This is a genomic window from Pseudomonas parakoreensis, assembly GCF_021602155.1.
Lineage (GTDB): Bacteria > Pseudomonadota > Gammaproteobacteria > Pseudomonadales > Pseudomonadaceae > Aquipseudomonas > Aquipseudomonas parakoreensis.
Window position 1 is genome coordinate 1 of sequence record NZ_BQHY01000007.1, and the last position, 17,314, is coordinate 17,314.

Annotated in this window: 21 protein-coding genes; 10 read left to right on the plus strand and 11 right to left on the minus strand. The window is 61.0% G+C overall.

What is annotated here, in order from left to right:
• Positions 1–174: ATP-binding protein (locus tag L6D63_RS12170; RefSeq protein ID WP_236170342.1), on the plus strand; the 174-nt coding region annotated here is incomplete at its 5' end.
• 142 nt (positions 175–316) lie between these two features.
• On the opposite strand, the gene L6D63_RS12175 is transcribed toward L6D63_RS12170, so the two are convergent.
• Together L6D63_RS12175 and L6D63_RS12180 are read right to left on the minus strand one after the other, a co-directional pair.
• Positions 317–1,042, minus strand: a complete 726-nt coding sequence (locus tag L6D63_RS12175; RefSeq protein WP_131671213.1) for a 4'-phosphopantetheinyl transferase family protein — start codon at positions 1,040–1,042, stop codon at positions 317–319.
• A 167-nt stretch (positions 1,043–1,209) separates the two neighbouring features.
• Complete coding sequence (locus tag L6D63_RS12180; RefSeq protein ID WP_131671214.1) at positions 1,210–2,001, minus strand: dienelactone hydrolase family protein; 792 nt, start codon at positions 1,999–2,001, stop codon at positions 1,210–1,212.
• 141 nt (positions 2,002–2,142) lie between these two features.
• Here L6D63_RS12180 and L6D63_RS12185 point away from each other — a divergent pair, with 141 nt between their 5' ends.
• From L6D63_RS12185 to L6D63_RS12195, 3 genes are all read left to right on the plus strand, one after another.
• Positions 2,143–2,748, plus strand: coding sequence for a membrane protein (locus L6D63_RS12185; RefSeq protein WP_027612287.1), 606 nt, complete (start codon positions 2,143–2,145; stop codon positions 2,746–2,748).
• A 151-nt stretch (positions 2,749–2,899) separates the two neighbouring features.
• Positions 2,900–3,577, plus strand: coding sequence for a response regulator (locus tag L6D63_RS12190; RefSeq protein WP_095668553.1), 678 nt, complete (start codon positions 2,900–2,902; stop codon positions 3,575–3,577).
• Positions 3,574–4,920, plus strand: a complete 1,347-nt coding sequence (locus tag L6D63_RS12195) for an ATP-binding protein (protein ID WP_047295802.1) — start codon at positions 3,574–3,576, stop codon at positions 4,918–4,920. Before L6D63_RS12190 ends, L6D63_RS12195 begins: the two co-directional genes overlap by 4 nt.
• A 144-nt stretch (positions 4,921–5,064) precedes the next feature.
• Here the strand turns inward: L6D63_RS12195 and L6D63_RS12200 are convergent, their stop codons facing one another.
• On the minus strand, positions 5,065–6,063 hold the full coding sequence (locus L6D63_RS12200) for an AraC family transcriptional regulator (protein WP_047295800.1): 999 nt from the start codon (positions 6,061–6,063) through the stop codon (positions 5,065–5,067).
• A gap of 350 nt (positions 6,064–6,413) precedes the next feature.
• Here L6D63_RS12200 and L6D63_RS12205 point away from each other — a divergent pair, with 350 nt between their 5' ends.
• Together L6D63_RS12205 and L6D63_RS12210 are read left to right on the plus strand one after the other, a co-directional pair.
• A complete protein-coding gene (locus L6D63_RS12205) occupies positions 6,414–7,748 on the plus strand; it encodes a dicarboxylate/amino acid:cation symporter (RefSeq protein WP_027612291.1) in 1,335 nt (444 codons plus the stop codon).
• 256 nt (positions 7,749–8,004) lie between these two features.
• The gene (locus L6D63_RS12210) at positions 8,005–9,186 is read left to right on the plus strand and encodes a CaiB/BaiF CoA transferase family protein (RefSeq protein WP_131671215.1); all 1,182 of its coding nucleotides are present in this window, start codon (positions 8,005–8,007) and stop codon (positions 9,184–9,186) included.
• A gap of 135 nt (positions 9,187–9,321) precedes the next feature.
• Here the strand turns inward: L6D63_RS12210 and L6D63_RS12215 are convergent, their stop codons facing one another.
• Positions 9,322–9,816, minus strand: a complete 495-nt coding sequence (locus L6D63_RS12215) for a SprT family zinc-dependent metalloprotease (protein ID WP_041067555.1) — start codon at positions 9,814–9,816, stop codon at positions 9,322–9,324.
• Positions 9,817–9,965: 149 nt separating this feature from the next.
• Complete coding sequence (locus L6D63_RS12220) at positions 9,966–10,568, minus strand: Yip1 family protein (protein ID WP_007917515.1); 603 nt, start codon at positions 10,566–10,568, stop codon at positions 9,966–9,968.
• A 350-nt stretch (positions 10,569–10,918) separates the two neighbouring features.
• Between L6D63_RS12220 and ttcA the strand changes: the two genes are divergently transcribed.
• Both ttcA and L6D63_RS12230 read left to right on the plus strand, forming a co-directional pair.
• Positions 10,919–11,743: a tRNA 2-thiocytidine(32) synthetase TtcA gene (gene ttcA / locus L6D63_RS12225; protein WP_041067551.1), complete on the plus strand. Its 825-nt coding sequence runs from the start codon at positions 10,919–10,921 to the stop codon at positions 11,741–11,743.
• 168 nt (positions 11,744–11,911) lie between these two features.
• Positions 11,912–12,586 (plus strand): DNA-3-methyladenine glycosylase I, encoded by a 675-nt coding sequence (locus L6D63_RS12230; protein WP_131671701.1) that lies wholly within the window; start codon positions 11,912–11,914, stop codon positions 12,584–12,586.
• A gap of 113 nt (positions 12,587–12,699) precedes the next feature.
• On the opposite strand, the gene L6D63_RS12235 is transcribed toward L6D63_RS12230, so the two are convergent.
• The 3 genes from L6D63_RS12235 to arsC are packed head-to-tail and all read right to left on the minus strand — an operon-like array spanning position 12,700 to position 14,074.
• Complete coding sequence (locus tag L6D63_RS12235) at positions 12,700–13,125, minus strand: DUF2069 domain-containing protein (protein ID WP_095668556.1); 426 nt, start codon at positions 13,123–13,125, stop codon at positions 12,700–12,702.
• Positions 13,126–13,127: 2 nt separating this feature from the next.
• Positions 13,128–13,724, minus strand: coding sequence for an NAD(P)H:quinone oxidoreductase (wrbA, locus tag L6D63_RS12240; RefSeq protein ID WP_095668557.1), 597 nt, complete (start codon positions 13,722–13,724; stop codon positions 13,128–13,130).
• Positions 13,721–14,074 (minus strand): arsenate reductase (glutaredoxin), encoded by a 354-nt coding sequence (arsC, locus tag L6D63_RS12245; RefSeq protein WP_047295787.1) that lies wholly within the window; start codon positions 14,072–14,074, stop codon positions 13,721–13,723. Before arsC ends, wrbA begins: the two co-directional genes overlap by 4 nt.
• 114 nt (positions 14,075–14,188) lie before the next feature.
• On the opposite strand from arsC, the gene L6D63_RS12250 reads away from it, so the two are divergent.
• A complete protein-coding gene (locus L6D63_RS12250; RefSeq protein WP_131671700.1) occupies positions 14,189–14,656 on the plus strand; it encodes a TlpA disulfide reductase family protein in 468 nt (155 codons plus the stop codon).
• A 163-nt stretch (positions 14,657–14,819) separates the two neighbouring features.
• Here L6D63_RS12250 and L6D63_RS12255 read toward each other — a convergent pair whose 3' ends face one another.
• Positions 14,820–15,224 (minus strand): META domain-containing protein, encoded by a 405-nt coding sequence (locus L6D63_RS12255; RefSeq protein ID WP_108183526.1) that lies wholly within the window; start codon positions 15,222–15,224, stop codon positions 14,820–14,822.
• Positions 15,224–15,658 carry a hypothetical protein gene (locus tag L6D63_RS12260; protein WP_041067531.1) on the minus strand — a complete coding sequence of 145 codons (435 nt, stop codon included), beginning with the start codon at positions 15,656–15,658 and terminating at the stop codon, positions 15,224–15,226. The genes L6D63_RS12255 and L6D63_RS12260 overlap by 1 nt, the downstream gene beginning before the upstream one ends.
• A gap of 133 nt (positions 15,659–15,791) precedes the next feature.
• On the opposite strand from L6D63_RS12260, the gene L6D63_RS12265 reads away from it, so the two are divergent.
• A complete protein-coding gene (locus L6D63_RS12265) occupies positions 15,792–16,238 on the plus strand; it encodes a hypothetical protein (protein ID WP_047295781.1) in 447 nt (148 codons plus the stop codon).
• Between the two features lie 11 nt (positions 16,239–16,249).
• On the opposite strand, the gene L6D63_RS12270 is transcribed toward L6D63_RS12265, so the two are convergent.
• A complete protein-coding gene (locus L6D63_RS12270; protein ID WP_121186698.1) occupies positions 16,250–17,239 on the minus strand; it encodes a 2-hydroxyacid dehydrogenase in 990 nt (329 codons plus the stop codon).
• Between the last annotated feature and the right edge of the window lie 75 nt (positions 17,240–17,314).

The window sequence follows — 17,314 nt, forward strand, 5'->3', positions numbered from 1 at the left end:
TTCCTGCGTCTGGATGACAGCCGCACACGGGCGTCGGGCGGGCATGGGCTGGGTCTGTCGATTGTGCGGCGGATCATTCACTGGCATGACGGGCGGGCGCTGATCAACAAGAGCAAGAGTCTGGGTGGGGCCTGTTTCAGTCTGAGCTGGCCGAGGAATCAGGAACGCCGCTGAGTTTTGTGCTGGTTTTGCCGGCCCCCATCGCTGGCAAGCCAGCTCCCACACTGTCCGGGGGCAGCACAGATTTTGGATACACCCCTGAAACCTGTGGGAGCTGGCTTGCCAGTGATGGGGACTTACCGGCGCTGAAAAATCTTCAGGCAGGAATGCTGACCAGACTCAACAACTGCCCATCCTGCACCCCGAACTGCGCGTCCAGCTCGGTGCCATGACGCCATTCACCTGAAAGATCGGTCAGCAAGCGCAAGCGAACCTGACCCTGCTCCGTCCACTCCAGCACCTCGGCGTGCTCGAAATAAAAGCGCTTCTGCACAATCGGGTACAGCGCCTTGAACAGGCTCTCTTTTACCGAAAACGTCAGGGTCACCCACAACCCCAGTTGCTCTCGCGAGCCGGCGGCCATGCGCTGCAATTCCGCTGGCGTGAGGATCTCCCCGGCCAAGCGTTCGGCACGCTCGGTCTCGAGCAGGTTTTCCAGATCCATGCCCAAGCCGCGCCAGTGCCGCTTGTTGGCGACAATCGCCGCCGCGTGTCCGGTGCTGTGGGTGATCGAGCCGCAGATGTGCGCCGGCCACACCGGCGCCCGGTCTTCGCCAATCGCCGGAATCACATTTGAGCCTTCCAGTTGCTGCAGCGCAGCCCGGGCACAAATCCGCCCGGCGAGAAACTCGGCCTGCCGTTTGGCCACCGAGCGCTGAACGCTCGGCGGCGGCTCGATGGCGCTGCGCTGGAAGTCATCGCCGAGCAGTTGCTTCGGATCGAAACGGGTGCTGAGCAGGACAGTGTCGGGCAACACGTTGGGCAACGGCCAATGGGCGTCGAGCGGGGTGCAGCAGGCGGGGAGGGGCGGGCTGGAATTCATGACGAGCATTTTGCCGGTTGGCGCGGATGCTGGGTAGAGCCAAAACCTGTATCAGGCGTCGCTGACCCTGTAGGAGCTGCCGAAGGCTGCGATCTTTTGATCTTGCTTCTTAAGATCAAGAACAAAAGATCGCAGCCTTCGGCAGCTCCTACAGGGGGCGAAGTGGGTCAGCTGAAGATTTTCTGGAAGAACGCCTTCATGTCCGCCCAGGATTTTTCATCGGCCGCTTTGTTGTAGCCGATATCCGGGCCACCGTGATCGCCGTGGCTCAAGCGATCGGCATCCGGATTGGTGAAACCGTGCTTGGCGCCGTCGAGGCTGACGAATCTGTAGTCGGCGCCGGCCTTGTCCATTTCAGATTTGAACGCGGTGACGTTGTCGGCAGTGACCATGCTGTCCAGCGCGCCGTGTTCGACCAGAATTTTCGCCTTCACACTGCCGGGCGTCGCCGGGGTGGTGGTCGCCAGCGCACCGTGGAAACTCACCACGCCCGCCAGCGGCTCGCCCTGACGCGCCGCATTGAGCACCACGCCACCGCCGAAGCAGTAACCGATGGCGGCGATTTTATTGACGTCGGTCTGCGGCTGCTTTTTCAGCAGATTCAACCCGGCCTCGAAGCGCTTGCTGGAGGCCGCGGTATCCTGGGTCGCGGCCTGCATGAACGCCATCGCATCTTTCGGGTGCTCGGTGTTCTTGCCCTCGCCATACATGTCGATTGCCAGGGCGCTGTAGCCCAGTTCGGCGAGATCGCGGGCGCGGCGTTTGGCGTAGTCGTTCAAGCCCCACCATTCATGCACCACGACGACTCCCGGGCGTTTGCCCTTGATCGCGTCGTCGTAGGCGTAGTAGCCGATCAGCCTGGTGCCGTCGGCACTCTGGTAGGGAATCTCCTGAGTCTTGATCGCGGCGTTGGCCAGACTGCTGGCGGCGAGCAAGGCGAGGGCGAGGAACAGGCGCATGGTCGGTCTCCTTATCGAAAGTGGTCAGGACAGCCTAGTCGATTTGATTCAGCGCAGGTTCAGAGAGTGTTCAGGGCAGGTACAGGGGCAGGTCAGTAACCTTGCGCCATACCCAAACAGCACTGTGATAGAGGAAACGCGATGAATCGTCTGAACAAACTGCTGCTGGCTTTTACCTTGTTGGGCTCCAGCCTTGCGGCACATGCCGATGACACCAGCAACTTCGCCGGCCTGACCTTTGGCCAGACCAGTGACAAGGTCAAAAAGTCCCACGCGCTGAACGACAACCTTGGCCACCCGGACGCCAGCGGTGCAATCGACGGCAACAACACTTACGGCGTGCGCCTCGGTCAGCAAAACTCGCAAGGTCGCTACTACGCCACCTACGACAACGTGTCCGGTTCGCACAATGGCATTAAACTGCGCCAGGAAAATCTGCTGGGCAGTTACGATCTGTTCTATCCAGTGGGCGGCAGCACCAAGCTGTTCGGCGGCGCCACGGCCGGTTTGACCAAGCTGACTCAGGATTCGCCAGGCTACAGCCGTGACAGCGATATCGGGTACGCCGTCGGTGGCCAGTTCGGTGTGCTGCAACAGGTGGCGCAGAATGTGTCGGTCGAACTCGGCTACCGTTACCTGATGAGCAACGCCAGCACTGAAATGAAAGAGAGCGGTGGCAGCAAGCAAGGCTCGCTGGACTTGACCAGCAGCGCCCAGACTTACCTGTCGGCGAACTACGCTTTCTAAAGCGCGGTTCGTTCTAGACCCTGTGGGAGCGAGCTTGCTCGCGAAAGCGGTCTATCAGTCGACAACACTGTTGGCTGATACATCGCCTTCGCGAGCAAGCCCGCTCCCACACATGCGTTGTTGGAGTTTTTGATTTACCCGGGAGAGCGTTATGAAGCTGTTGGTCGTCGAAGATGAAGCGCTGTTGCGCCATCACCTGCAAACCCGCCTGACGGAGAGTGGCCACGTGGTCGAGTCCGTGGCCAATGCCGAAGAGGCGCTGTACCAGACCGGACAGTTCAACTTCGATCTGGCGGTGATCGACCTCGGTCTGCCCGGCTTGGGCGGTCTGGACCTGATTCGCCAGTTGCGTTCGAGCGGCAAGACCTTTCCGATCCTGATTCTCACTGCCCGTGGCAATTGGCAGGACAAGGTCGAGGGCCTCGCCGCCGGTGCCGACGACTACGTGGTCAAGCCGTTCCAGTTCGAAGAACTCGACGCGCGCCTCAACGCCTTGCTGCGTCGCTCCAGCGGCTTCACCCAGTCGACCATCGTCGCCGGGCCGTTGTTGCTTGATCTCAATCGCAAACAGGCGTCGCTGGATGAAGAGCCGCTGGCGCTGACCGCCTACGAATACCGCATCCTCGAATACCTGATGCGCCACCACCAGCAAGTGGTGCCCAAGGATCGCCTGATGGAACAGCTCTATCCGGACGACGACGAGCGTGATCCGAACGTGATCGAAGTGCTGGTCGGCCGCTTGCGCCGCAAGCTTGAAGGCCCGGGCGGGTTCAAGCCGATCGATACCGTGCGTGGTCTCGGCTACCTGTTCAATGAGCGCTGCACTTGATTCGTTCTCTTCGCGTTCGCTTGATGCTCGCCGCCACCACGTTGGCGGTGTTGTTCATGCTCGGCTTGCTGCCGGCCATGCAGGGCGCGTTCAGCCTGGCACTGCAGGACTCGATCGAGCAGCGCCTGGCGTCGGACGTCACCACGCTGATCTCGGCGGCACGCGTCGACAGTGGTCATCTGGTGATGCCGGCGCAACTGCCGGATGAGCGCTTCAATCTCACCGACAATCGCTTGCTCGGCTATATCTATGACCGCGAAGGCAAACTGGTCTGGCGCTCGAAAGGTACGCAGGAAGAGCAGATCAACTACAAGCCGCGTTACGACGGCATGGGTAACGAGTTCGCGCGGATCCGCGAGAGCAACGGCCAGGAGTTTTTCGTCTACGACGTCGAAGTCAAACTGCTCGGCGGCAAGAGCGCAGCTTTCAGTATCGTTGCGCTGCAACCGGTGCGCGAATATGAAAACACCCTTGAAGGCCTGCGCGAAAACCTCTATCTGGGCTTCGGCGCTGCCTTGTTGGTGCTGCTGGCGCTGTTGTGGATCGGCCTGACCTGGGGCCTCAAGGCGCTGCGTCGGCTGAGTCAGGAACTCGACGAAATCGAAAGCGGCACCCGCGAAAGCCTCACCGAACAGCACCCGCGCGAACTGCTGCGCCTGACCGGCTCGCTCAACCGTTTGCTGCACAGTGAACGCCAGCAACGCAGCCGTTACCGCGACTCTCTCGATGACCTGGCGCACAGCCTGAAAACCCCGTTGGCGGTGTTGCAAGGGGTCAGTGAAGACATGGCCCAACGCCCGGAAGATCGCGATCAAGCCTGGGTGCTGCAAACCCAGATCGAACGCATGAGCCAGCAAATCAGCTATCAACTGCAACGGGCCAGCCTGCGCAAAAGCGGTCTGGTGCGCCATCAGGTGCGGCTGCGGCCGGTGCTCCAGAGCCTGTGCGATACGCTGGACAAGGTTTACCGCGACAAACATGTTCGAGTGGCGTTCGACCTGCCGGAGCAATGTTATGTGCCGATCGAACAGGGCGCGTTGCTGGAGATGATGGGCAACCTGCTGGAAAACGCTTATCGCCTGTGCCTGAGCGAAGTGCGCATCAGCGTGCGCGAGAGCCTGACCGGTATCGAGTTGTGCATCGAAGACGACGGCCCCGGCGTGCCGCCGAATCAGCGCGCGCGAATCCTTGAGCGCGGCGAACGACTGGATCGTCAGCATCCGGGGCAGGGCATCGGGCTGGCGGTGGTCAAGGACATCATCGAAAGCTACAACGCCAAGCTGATGCTCGGAGATTCGCCGATGGGCGGGGCGGCATTCAGGATTCAGTTTCCTGCGGTTTAGGTGTTGGTCTTTCGGGCGCCATCGCTGGCAAGCCAGCTCCCACAGTGTCCGAGTCGTATACAAATTCCTTGAACGACATCAACACCTGTGGGAGCTGGCTTGCCAGCGATGAGGCCAGTCAAGGCGCCACAGACGGCGAGCAGATCACTGCTCCTGCGCCCGATAAGCCCCCGGTGTCAGCCCCGTCCATTTCTTGAACGCCCGGTGAAACGCCGACGGTTCGGAAAACCCCAACTGCTCGGCAATCTGCTGCAACGACAGATCCGCCCGGCCCAGGTGATAAATCGCGATGTCGCGGCGCAACTGATCCTTCAATTCCTGAAAACTGGTGCCTTCCTCACGCAAATGCCGACGCAGGGTTTGCGGGCTGATGTGCAACTGCGCAGCTACCGCTTCCAGGTCCGGCCAGTGCGCGCTGTCGCGGCTGAGCAAACGGCGCAGGCGGCTGCTGAGGCTGTCGCCGTCGTCCGGGCGCGACAACAGGTCGGCGGGGGAGCGTTCAAGGAAATGCTTCAAGGTGCGTTCGTCCTGCAACAGCGGCATGTGCAGGTAGCGGCTGTGAAACAGCAGGCTGCTCTGCTCGGCGCAAAACACCAACGGACAGGGGAACAGCAGGTCGTACTCGGCACCGTGCGCCGGTTTCGGGTAACTGAAGGTGGCCTGCTCCAGACGAATCCGCTGGCCGATCAGCCAGCTACCGAGGCGATGCCAGATCACCAGCAGGCTCTCGCTGAGAAAGTGATCCGGGTCCCATAACTGCGCATCATCGAGGCTCAGGCGCACCCATTCGTCTTCGCGGCTCAGGCTCAGGCGCGGGGCCGCGGGGAATAGGCTATAAAACAATAAACCGCGTTGCAGTGCCTTCTCCAGATTGCGGCAGTGGATCAGCGCGTGGCACATCATCGCGAAGCTGCCGGGTTTGCTTGGCGCGTTGCCAAAGCCCAGGTATTCGTCATCCAGCGCGAGCCACAGGCTCTGGATCAGTTGGGTGAATTGCTCCGGGGCGATGCGCGCCCGTGGCTCGTCGAGCAACTCGGGGCTGATGCCCAGTTGCTGCAGCAGCGGCGCATAGTCGAATCCCGAACGGCGTGCGCCACCGAGGGCGGCGCGGGCGAAATGACTGGCGATGGTGCGTTCGCGCATAAGCGGCTGATCCTTCCTCAGGCGCCGGATGGTAGCCGGGGCAAGCGCAGGGCAACAAGGCGGATTTCCGCCAAATTGTAGGACGGGATTCGCTGACTTGGCGGAAATCCGCCACGCCTGCGTCACCGGGCAGTGACAAAAAATACCCTGCATACCCTGATATCAAAAGGCTTGCAGCGATTCGCACCAAAGTGGCACGGCGTTTGCGATAAGAGCGACAGAAGTGTGCGTCTTTCCGCTGGAAAAGCGCTGCTCGACACAACAAATCCCTCCAGTGCAGGAGGGTTCGCAATTCAGGTTCTGCGCTCAACAGATGGATGTTGCCCGCGGGACGCTTGAGGACACTTGCAATGACGACTCGTCAGCCACTGTACAAATCCCTGTATTTCCAGGTGATCGTCGCGATCATCATCGGTATTGCCCTTGGTCACTACTACCCGCAGTTCGGTGTGGCGGTTAAGCCGCTGGGCGACGGGTTCATCAAGCTGATCAAAATGATCATCGCCCCGATCATCTTCTGCACCGTGGTCAGCGGCATTGCTGGCATGCAAAGCATGAAATCGGTCGGCAAGACCGGCGGTTACGCACTCCTGTACTTCGAAATCGTTTCGACCATCGCCCTGCTGGTCGGTCTGATCGTGGTCAACATCGTGCAGCCGGGCAACGGCATGCACATTGACGTCAGCACCCTGGACGCCTCGAAAGTCGCCACTTATGTGCAGCAAGGCGCAGACCAGAGCGTTGTCGGCTTCCTGCTCAACGTGATCCCGACCACCATCGTCGGCGCGTTCGCCACCGGTGACATCCTGCAAGTGCTGATGTTCTCGGTGATCTTCGGTTTTGCCCTGCACCGCCTGGGTGACTACGGCCGTCCGATCCTCGACTTCATCGATCGTTTCGCTCACGTGATGTTCAACATCATCAACATGATCATGAAGCTCGCGCCAATCGGTGCCTTCGGTGCGATGGCGTTCACCATCGGTGCCTACGGTGTCGGCTCGCTGGTGCAGTTGGGTCAACTGATGGCCTGCTTCTACATCACCTGCCTGGCCTTCATCCTGATCGTGCTGGGCGCCATCGCCCGTATGCACGGCTTCAGCGTGCTGAAGATGATCCGTTACATCCGTGAAGAGCTGCTGATCGTACTGGGCACTTCCTCGTCGGAATCGGTACTGCCACGCATGCTGATCAAGATGGAACGTCTGGGCGCGAAGAAATCCGTCGTGGGTCTGGTGATCCCGACCGGTTACTCGTTCAACCTCGACGGTACCGCGATCTACCTGACCATGGCCGCCGTGTTCATTGCTCAGGCCACCGACACGCACATGGACATCACGCACCAGATCACCCTGCTGGTGGTATTGCTGCTGTCGTCCAAAGGCGCCGCCGGTGTGACCGGTTCGGGCTTCATCGTGCTGGCCGCCACCCTGTCGGCGGTCGGTCACCTGCCGGTGGCCGGTCTGGCGCTGATCCTCGGTATCGACCGCTTCATGTCCGAAGCCCGCGCCCTGACCAACCTGGTCGGCAACGCCGTGGCGACCATCGTGGTTGCCAAGTGGGTGAAAGAGCTGGACACCGACGTGCTGCAATCCGAACTGGCTTCGGGTGGTCGCGGTATTGCTGACACCCGTCCGGAAGACGACCTGGGTGTGGCTGAAGGTGCTACCCCGAGCAACGTCAAGTAATCTGAATTGGCTCCAGTGTAATGCTGGAGCCTGATAACCCTTGTGGTGAGGGGATTTATCCCCGATGGGTCGCGAGGCGGCCCCTTCTTAGATAGAAGGGGACTGCTGCGCAGTCCATCGGGGATAAATCCCCTCGCTACAGGGGTTTTTTATTGCCTGCGATTTGAGCATTACGGTCACTGCCGCTGATGCATCCGGTGATTGCCGTGCGCGGCATCGCTGCCTAGTCTGAGTGCATCGCCCAAGGAGTTCGCCCATGTCCGCACCGCTGGCCTCACTGAAGATCCTGGATTTCTCGACCCTGCTACCGGGGCCATTCGCCTCGCTGTTGCTGGCCGACATGGGCGCCGAAGTGCTGCGCATCGAGTCGCCCACGCGCATGGACCTGTTGCGGGTGCTGCCGCCGCACGATCGAGGGGTGTCCGCCAGCCACGCTTACCTCAATCGCAACAAGCGCAGTCTGGCGCTGGATCTCAAGCAGCCCGAGGCACTGGAAGTGGTCAAGCAGCTGCTGACCGATTACGACATTGTCCTGGAGCAGTTCCGTCCCGGGGTGATGGAGCGTCTGGGTCTGGGTTACGAGGTGCTGAAGGCGATCAACCCGAAGCTGATTTACGTGTCGATCACCGGCTATGGCCAGACCGGCCCGTACAAGGATCGCGCCGGGCATGACATCAATTATCTGGCGCTGGCCGGGCTCTCCAGCTACACCGGACGCACCGACAGCGGGCCGTTGCCGTTGGGCATGCAGGTGGCGGATATCGCGGGCGGTTCGCTGCATGGGGTGATCGGCCTGCTGGCGGCGGTCATCGCCCGGCAGCAGAGCGGGCAGGGCACGCATCTGGACGTGAGCATGACCGATTGCGCCTTCAGCCTGAACGCCATGGCCGGTGCCGGGTATCTGGCCTGTGGCGAGGAACCGCACTGGGAAGACCAGATGCTCAATGGCGGCAGCTTCTATGACTATTACCGCTCGCGCGACGGGCGCTGGCTGTCGGTGGGCAGTCTGGAACCGGGGTTCATGCAGCAACTGTGCGCGGCGTTGGGCCGGCCGGAGCTGGCGGCGCAGGGCTTGTCGCCGAAACCCGAACACCAACGGTTATTGAAGGATGCGCTGAAAGTCGAGTTCGAGAGGCACGACTTTGCCGAGCTGTGCGAATTGTTCGCCGGAGTCGATGCCTGTGTCGAACCGGTCTTGAACCTGAGCGAGGCGGTGCAGCATCCGCAATTGCAGGCACGGGAGCTGGTGACCCAGGTGCCGCGTGGCGACGGTACGAAACAGGCGCAGATGGCCTGTCCGCTGAAATTTTCCGAGCCACTGCCGGCGCCGCGGCATGTTGGCGCGAAGTTGGGACAGCACACGGAGCAGGTGTTGGGGGAGTTGGGGTTTGATGCTGAGCGGATTGCTCAATTGCGGGCAGCCAAGGTGATTCTCTAGCGTTGGTGCTGGCCTCATCGCTGGCAAGCCAGCTCCCACAGTTTCTTTGGGGTGTTCACAGGCTCTGTGTTCGGCACAAAACCTGTGGGAGCTGGCTTGCCAGCGATGAGGCCCTCCAATGCAGCAACGAACCGCCTATTCCACCCGCATCTCACCACTGAACACCAGGGTGTTGCGACAACGCCGGCACAAATACCGCCGCCCCTGGCGCACCAGGCTATGACGTTGCGCCGAAAACGGAAAATCACTGTCGGCGCACGGGCATTTGTAAATATAGCGGGTCACGCTGCGGCGTTTCACGGCGTAGGTGTGGCAACGATCCGGTGGCAGTTCATAAACCCCGCGCATGATCAGTTGCCACTCCTCGCCGTGCGGCTGGATGCGGTCGCCGAACAGTTGATGGGCGATCAGGTGCGCGACTTCATGGGCCACGGTCTGCTTGAGGAAGTGTTCGGTGTTTTCCCGGTACAGCTGCGGGTTGAAGCGCAGCAGGTTCTCGTGCAGATGCGCGACACCGGCTTTTTGCCCGCGCAGCTTGAGGCTCACGACCGGGCGTTGGAAATGACGTTTGAAAAAGGCTTCAGCGAGTTGGTAACAGTCTTCGACGCGGGTATTGAGTTGCTCGGGCATGCTTGATGGATCTCCAGAGGCGTCGAGTATGCCGCAACCTCCAGGACTTGCGAATCGTTGACCTGCCGAATGGTCATGCGCGAAACGAGAAGGCCGCCTTGCGGCGGCCTGTATTGGCAGATCTTGTTTTTCTCGGGGGTTGAAACCTGTCAGTTGGTGTACACCGGTCCTACGCCCAGGCCCCAGACAATCACGGTGAACGCCATGATGGCCACCAGCACCACCAGACCCACCGCCAGCACCGAGCTGGAAAACAGGAAGCCTTCGTCCGACGGTATGTTCATGAAGGTCGGCAGCCCGACGTACAGCAGGTACACCGTGTAGCAGATGGCCGCCGTGCCGACGATCATCCCCAGCCACATATGCGGATACAGCGCCGCCAGCCCGCCGACGAACAACGGCGTCGCGGTGTAGGTGGCGAACGCCACGCAACGCGCCAGACTTGGATTGGCGTCATACGTGCGGGCCATCCAGTGCACAAAGGCGCCCATCACCGCGACCCCGCCGAGCATTGCCAGGTACGACATCACCGTCATCCAGATCGCGCTTTCGACGGTGAGCATCACCGGTGCGCGGTTGCCGATCACCCAGCCAACCTGAGTGGTGCCGATAAACGCCGAAACGGCCGGAATCGCCGCCAGGATCAGCGTGTGCGTCAGGTACATGTGGCTGATGCTTTCCTCTTGGTCGCCACGGATTTCCTTCCATTCCTGATCGGGGTGGGTAAACAGTCCCACTACGTGATGGATCATGCCAGTCACTCCTCTTGTTATTGCCATCGCCCCCCAGCGGAGCGCCTACGGGCCAAGGTGGCCGAGCAAATACAGGTCTTCAGATGTGTGCGACCTTATGTCGCAGTATAGAAAGGACTTAACCGCACAGGGACTAGGGGCTTAGAGCAAATTGCGCTGTAAACGGACGGGTTAATCGCAGTTATCTCTGTAGGAGCTGCCGAAGGCTGCGATCTTTTGATCCTGTTTTTAAAATCAAAAGATCGCAGCCTTCGGCAGCTCCTACAGGGTGCGTCCGTCAGGAGGCTGCGCCGCCGGTGGGTTTTTGCGTAAAATGCCCGCCTTTCGTCACACCTCACGGATTTCGCGTCATGGGCACTCTTACGGTCAACCAGAACAAACTGCAAAAGCGCCTGCGCCGCCTGGCCGGCGAAGCGGTCGCCGATTTCAACATGATTGAAGACGGCGACAAGGTCATGGTCTGCCTGTCCGGGGGCAAGGACAGCTACACCATGCTCGACGTGCTGCTGCACCTGCAGAAGGTTGCACCGATCAAGTTCGAGATCGTCGCGGTGAACATGGACCAGAAGCAGCCGGGCTTTCCCGAGCACGTGCTGCCGGCCTACCTGAAAGAGCTGGGCGTCGAGTACCACATCGTCGAGAAAGACACCTACTCGGTGGTCAAGGAATTGATTCCCGAAGGCAAAACCACCTGCTCGCTTTGCTCGCGCCTGCGTCGCGGCACGCTGTACACCTTTGCCGACGAAATCGGCGCGACCAAAATGGCCCTCGGTCACCATCGCGATGACATCGTCGAGACCTTCTTCCTCAACATGTTCTTCAACGGCACCCTCAAGGCGATGCCGCCAAAGCTGCGCGCCGACGACGGGCGCAACGTGGTGATCCGTCCGCTGGCCTACTGCAACGAGAAAGACATCCAGGCCTACTCGGACTTCAAGGAATTCCCGATCATCCCGTGCAACCTCTGCGGTTCGCAGGAAAACCTGCAGCGTCAGGTGGTCAAGGAAATGCTTCAGGACTGGGAGCGCAAGACTCCGGGCCGCACTGAAAGCATCTTCCGCAGTCTGCAGAACGTCGTGCCGTCGCAACTGGCCGACCGCAACCTGTTCGACTTCACCAGCCTGAAGATCGACGAGACCGCGGCTTCGCGCTTCGTTAACGTCGTCAACCTGTAAACCCCTTCCCTGTGGGAGCGAGCCCTGTGGTGAGGGGATTTATCCCCGATGGGGCGCGAAGCGTCCCCAGAAAAGCTGGGGCTGCTGCGCAGCCCATCGGGGATAAATCCCCTCACCACAGGGCCTGCCCCCACATGGGGTTTTTCGTTTCATTCAATAGGAGAGGGCATGCGCGATTACAAGTGGCTGCACGAATACTGTCTGAACCGCTTCGGTTCGGCGGCTGAACTGGAAGCCCATCTGCCCGTTCCCAAGACCCCCGCGCAATTGCGCAAAATCAGCGACGACCGCTACCTCTCGACCATGGCCTTGCGCGTCTTTCGCGCCGGCCTCAAGCACAGCCTGGTGGACGCCAAGTGGCCGGCTTTCGAAGAGGTGTTCTTCAAGTTCGACCCGGAAAAAGTCGTGCTGATGAGCGCCGAACATCTTGAACGCCTGATGCAGGACGCGCGGATCATCCGCCACCTGGGCAAGCTCAAGAGCGTGCCGCGCAATGCGCAGTTCATTCTCGATGTCGAGCAGGAGAGGGGCAGTTTCGGCGCGCTGATCGCCGACTGGCCGGTGACCGATATCGTCGGTTTGTGGACCTACCTGAAAAAACACGGGAGTCAGTTAGGTGGGCTGTCGGCACCGCGCTTCCTGCGCATGGTCGGCAAGGACACCTTCGTGCCGAGCTATGACGTGGTCGCGGCGCTGAATGCGCAGAAGATCGTCGACAAGGCGCCGACCAGTCTGCGCGATCTGGCGATTGTGCAGAACGCGTTCAATCAGTGGCATGAGCAGAGTGGCGGGCGGCCGATGAGTCAGATTTCGATGATGCTGGCGTACACCGTCAATCATTGACATCGAGTTGCTTCAATCGCTGGCAAGCCAGCTCCCACAGGATCCTTGTTGAAACATAATTTTGTGATCGACACAAAAACGGTGGGAGCTGGCTTGCCAGCGATAGCGATCTGTCAGGCGACAGAGACTTCGCCCTCGCCAGCCAGCTTGCGATTCAACTGATACCGCCACCGCACATACAGCAGCGCCGAGCAGAACAGCGCCAGGCTCGCGGCCATCTCCAGCACGCCGAACAGTTGCCGGTTCGGGTCATAGGCCGCCAGTGCGCCCTTGATGAAATACAGATTCACCACAAAGCACATCCACGAGTGCGCACGTGCGTTGCCCATCAGCATCCCCGGCGCAAGGATCAGCCACGGGATCAGTTCGACCAGCAAAATCACCCACGGTCGGGCGCCATGCAGGTCGGCGAACACCAGGTAGTAAACGGCGAGCAGCCCGGCGAGGCCGAAGAAGCACAGCAGGCTGACGACCCGCATCGCCTTGACGCGGGGTTCGAGCCACTCGACAGAGGGCAGGACTTTCGGCTTCTTCGCCACCCTCAGCCCTCCAGTTTCTGCGCGGTCTTGGCCAGACGCAGGCCAAGGGCACGACACAGCGCCATCTCGTGCGCATCCAGACCTTTTTTGCCATCGGCCCCGGCGTGATGACTGGCGCCATACGGCGTACCGCCGCCCTGGGTCTCCAGCAGCGCCGACTCGCTGTACGGCAGGCCGGTGATCAGCATGCCGTGGTGCAACAACGGCAGCATCATCGACAACAAGGTGGTTTCCTGGCCGCCGTGCAGGCTGGCGGTGGAGGTGAACACGCCAGCGGGCTTGCCGACCAGTGCACCGGTCAGCCACAGATTGCTGGTGCCATCGAGGAAATACTTCAGCGGGGCGGCCATGTTGCCGAAGCGCGTCGGGCTGCCCAGCGCCAGACCGGCGCAGTTCTTCAGGTCATCGAGCGTGGCATACAACGCGCCCTCATCCGGGATGTCCGGCGATACGGCTTCGCATTCGGTGGAAATGGCTGGCACCGTACGCAAGCGCGCTTCGAGACCCGCCTGTTCGACACCGCGCGCAATCTGCCGCGCCATTTCATTGGTCGCGCCGTTGCGGCTGTAATACAGAACCAGAATATAGGGCGCGCTCACGGCAATAGCTCCAGCACATTTTCCGGTGGACGACCGATCACGGCCTTGTTGCCGACTTCAAGAATTGGCCGCTCCATCAGTTTTGGGTGCTGGGCGATGGCGTCGATCAATTGCGCTTCGCTGAGGCTTTCGTCAGCCAGCTGAAGCATTTTGTATTCATCTTCTCCGGTGCGCAGCAACTGACGCGCGCTGATCCCGAGCTTGCCGAGCAGTGCCTTGATTTGCACCGCATTCAGCGGGGTTTCGAGGTAACGCACCACGTTCGGGGTCAGGCCACGGGCCTCAAGAAGTTCCAGCGCGCCGCGGGATTTCGAGCAGCGCGGATTGTGATAAAGCGTCAGATCGGTCATGGCAGGTCGCTTCTGGCGTAAAGTGGCGGCTATTCTAACTGTGCAGCGCGCAATCCAGAACCTTCAGAGGCAACGGGTCGCAGGCGCCTTCAATTTTTGACCAGGGAACATGACATGACACGGCGATTGGCAGCGGCATTGACGATAATCGGGGCGTTGATGCTGGGGGGCTGCGGCAACGACTACGGCATTGACCAGAATGGTCAGAAAGTGGCGTCCGAGCGCCTGGACAAGCAATGGGTAGTGCTCAACTACTGGGCCGAATGGTGTGGCCCGTGCCGCACTGAAATCCCGGAGCTCAATCATTTGGCGGACGAACTGAAGAACAAGAATGTCGGTGTGTTCGGGGTCAACTTCGACAACGTCCAGGGTGAAGACCTGAAGAGCGCCAGCGAAAAACTCGGCATCAAGTTCACCGTGCTGGCGCAGGATCCGGCCGACCTGTTCGACCTGCCGCGCAGTGAGGCCTTGCCGGTGACCTACATCATCGACAACAAGGGCAAGGTGCGTGAGCAGTTGATGGGTGAGCAGACGGCGGCGGGGGTGATGGCGAAGCTGGAGGCGTTGCAGGCGACAAAGTAGGGCAAGTGAGGTTTTGTGGTGAGGGGATTTATCCCCGATGGGCTGCGCAGCAGCCCTGAAACCCGAGAGCTCGGTTTACCCTGACCCTCCGAAGGGGGGGCGCTCCGCGCCCCATCGGGGATAAATCCCCTCACCACAGGGTAGTCTCAGCAGCAGGAGGGGGTTAACCCTCTTCCAGCCACCAACGCAACGGCTTGCCTTGCGCCGGCCAGAAGCGCATCTGCTCGATCGGTGAGATGTCCCAGCGCTCAACGCCTTGCAGGGCCTGCAGGAAGCGTTGTTCCTGCTCCATCAGCGCCGGGGCGCAGAGTTTGCGGGTCTTGCCGATCGGGCCGAAGCTCAGCTTGTCGCCTTCGAGGGTGTACGGCGCGAACCAGTGGTTGCAGCCGCCGTTGCCGTAAGCACGACCATCGTCGCCGAGGGTCACGGTCAGGTGGCTGTAATCCATCAAGGGCCGCTCGCCGATCCACTCCAGAATGTAGCTGCGGTTCTGCTGCAATTGCACAGGCTCTGCGGCGCAGCCCACCAGACCGGCACCGACCAACAGCGGCAGGGCGAGGCGTTTCATCACGCAGGCTCCTGGCATTTCGGGCACAAGTGCTTGTCGCCAACGGCTTTCCAGCCCAGCTCGGCGATGCGTGCGGTGGCGGCCGGCTTCTCGGCGCTCTTGCCCAGCTTGGCGTCCACGGCGAACTCGAAGTTCAGCTCTTTGGCGCAGCTGTCGCAGTTGACCTGCCAGGTGTGGATCGCCAGTTCGCCGAATACCGGGCCCGTGGTCATTGCGGTCCATTGCCCCGGCGGATTGATCAGGTGGCGCACGGTGTCGACGGTCAGGCGCATGGACAAGTCCTTGCTGCCTTTGAGCGTGACCAACAGGACATCACCGTTGCGGATCGAGCCACCATTGCCGGTGACCTGATAGCGGCCCGGTACGAGGGCGCGGCATTCGGTGAGGGTGTGTTGCGGGTTCATCAGGGTGTAGCGGAAATCGTGTTCGACCATGGGTCCTCCAAATCTGCGCGACATGCTAGCACGGGCTTGATTGCAGGATGGCGTACGTGTGCGACCTTCGATCCGGTTCAAATCGGCTGGCGCTCATGGCAAACTGCCGCCCTTCAATCTGAGGGAACGGAACATGGCGTTGATCGAATGTTATGAATGCAAGCGCAGCATCAGCTCCGAAGCCAAGGCGTGCATTCATTGTGGCGCTCCGATGGCGGAGCAGCATGACCACAACCCGCCGCAGGCGACGGCAGCCGCCGCGACGATTTCATTCGGCAGCCTGCCGCGCAACAAATCCGTGCCCGACGCCTTTGTTCCGCCGCCAGCTCCGGAGCCGGCGCCGAAAGTGACACCGGCCGCTGTCGGCCGGCGCCGTCGGCAGCCCGAGCCCGCGCCGCAGCCTCAGGCCAACGCTGATGGTTCGCGTCCGGTGGAAGGCTGGTTGAAGATCATGGTGTTTCTGTTGCCGATGGTCTTTGTCTGGTTCCTGTTGCGCAACGGCCACTCGATGAAACAGCGCTTTTTCGGGTTTGGCTGGCTGGCGCTGCTGATTCTGGCCTCGTCGCTGTCGCCCAAATAAGCCGCCAATCCTCAACCTTCGACCTGGTTCTGCGGCGTGCCTGCGGCCCAGGTCGCGATGTTGTGCAGGGTGGTCGCGGCAATCGCACCCAAGGCTTCATGGGTCAGGAACGCCTGATGCGCAGTGATGATCACGTTCGGAAACGTCAGTAACCGCGCCAGCACGTCGTCCTGCAGCGGCAAGTCGCTGCGATCCTCGAAAAACAGCTGCGCCTCTTCCTCATACACATCCAGTCCCAGATAGCCCAATTGGCCGTCCTTCAGTGCATCGATCAACGCCGGTGTGTCCACCAGGCCGCCGCGCCCGGTGTTGATCAGCATCGCCCCCGGTTGCAGATGGGCCAGTGACTCACGGTTGATCAAGTGTTTGCTTTGCGCATTGAGCGGGCAATGCAGGCTGATGATCCGCGACTGTGCGAGCAGCTCCGGCAGGCTCAGATACTGCGCGCCCAAAGCCACAACCTCCGGATTTGGATACGGATCGTAGGCCAGCAACTGACAACCGAAACCGTGCATGATTTTCGCGAACGTCGCGCCGATCTGCCCGGTGCCAACGATGCCGACCGTTTTGCCCACCAGATCGAAACCGGTCAGGCCGTGCAGGGTGAAATCGCCTTCGCGGGTGCGGTTGTAGGCGCGGTGCAGGCGCCGGTTGAGCGCCAGAATCAGCGCCACCGCATGTTCGGCCACCGCATGTGGCGAATAGGCCGGCACCCGCACCACGGCCAACCCGAGGCGTTTCGCCGCGAGCAGATCGACATGGTTGTAGCCCGCCGAACGCAGGGCGATCAGGCGCGTGCCCCCGGCCGCCAGACGCTCCAGCACTGGCGCACTGAGATCGTCATTGATGAAGGCGCAGACCACCTCGTGGTGCTCGGCCAGGGCGGCGGTGTCGAGACTGAGCCGGGCCTGCTGAAAGTGCAGTTCTATCCCGCCCGGGCAATCGACGGCGAGGAAACTGTCGCGGTCGTAGGTCTGGCTGCTGAAAACGAGCGTGCGCATGTAGTCCTCCTGGAGCGGGGTGGCGAGTCAACGTTGACCACCACCACTTTAACGGCGGTTGCGAACGCCGGTATT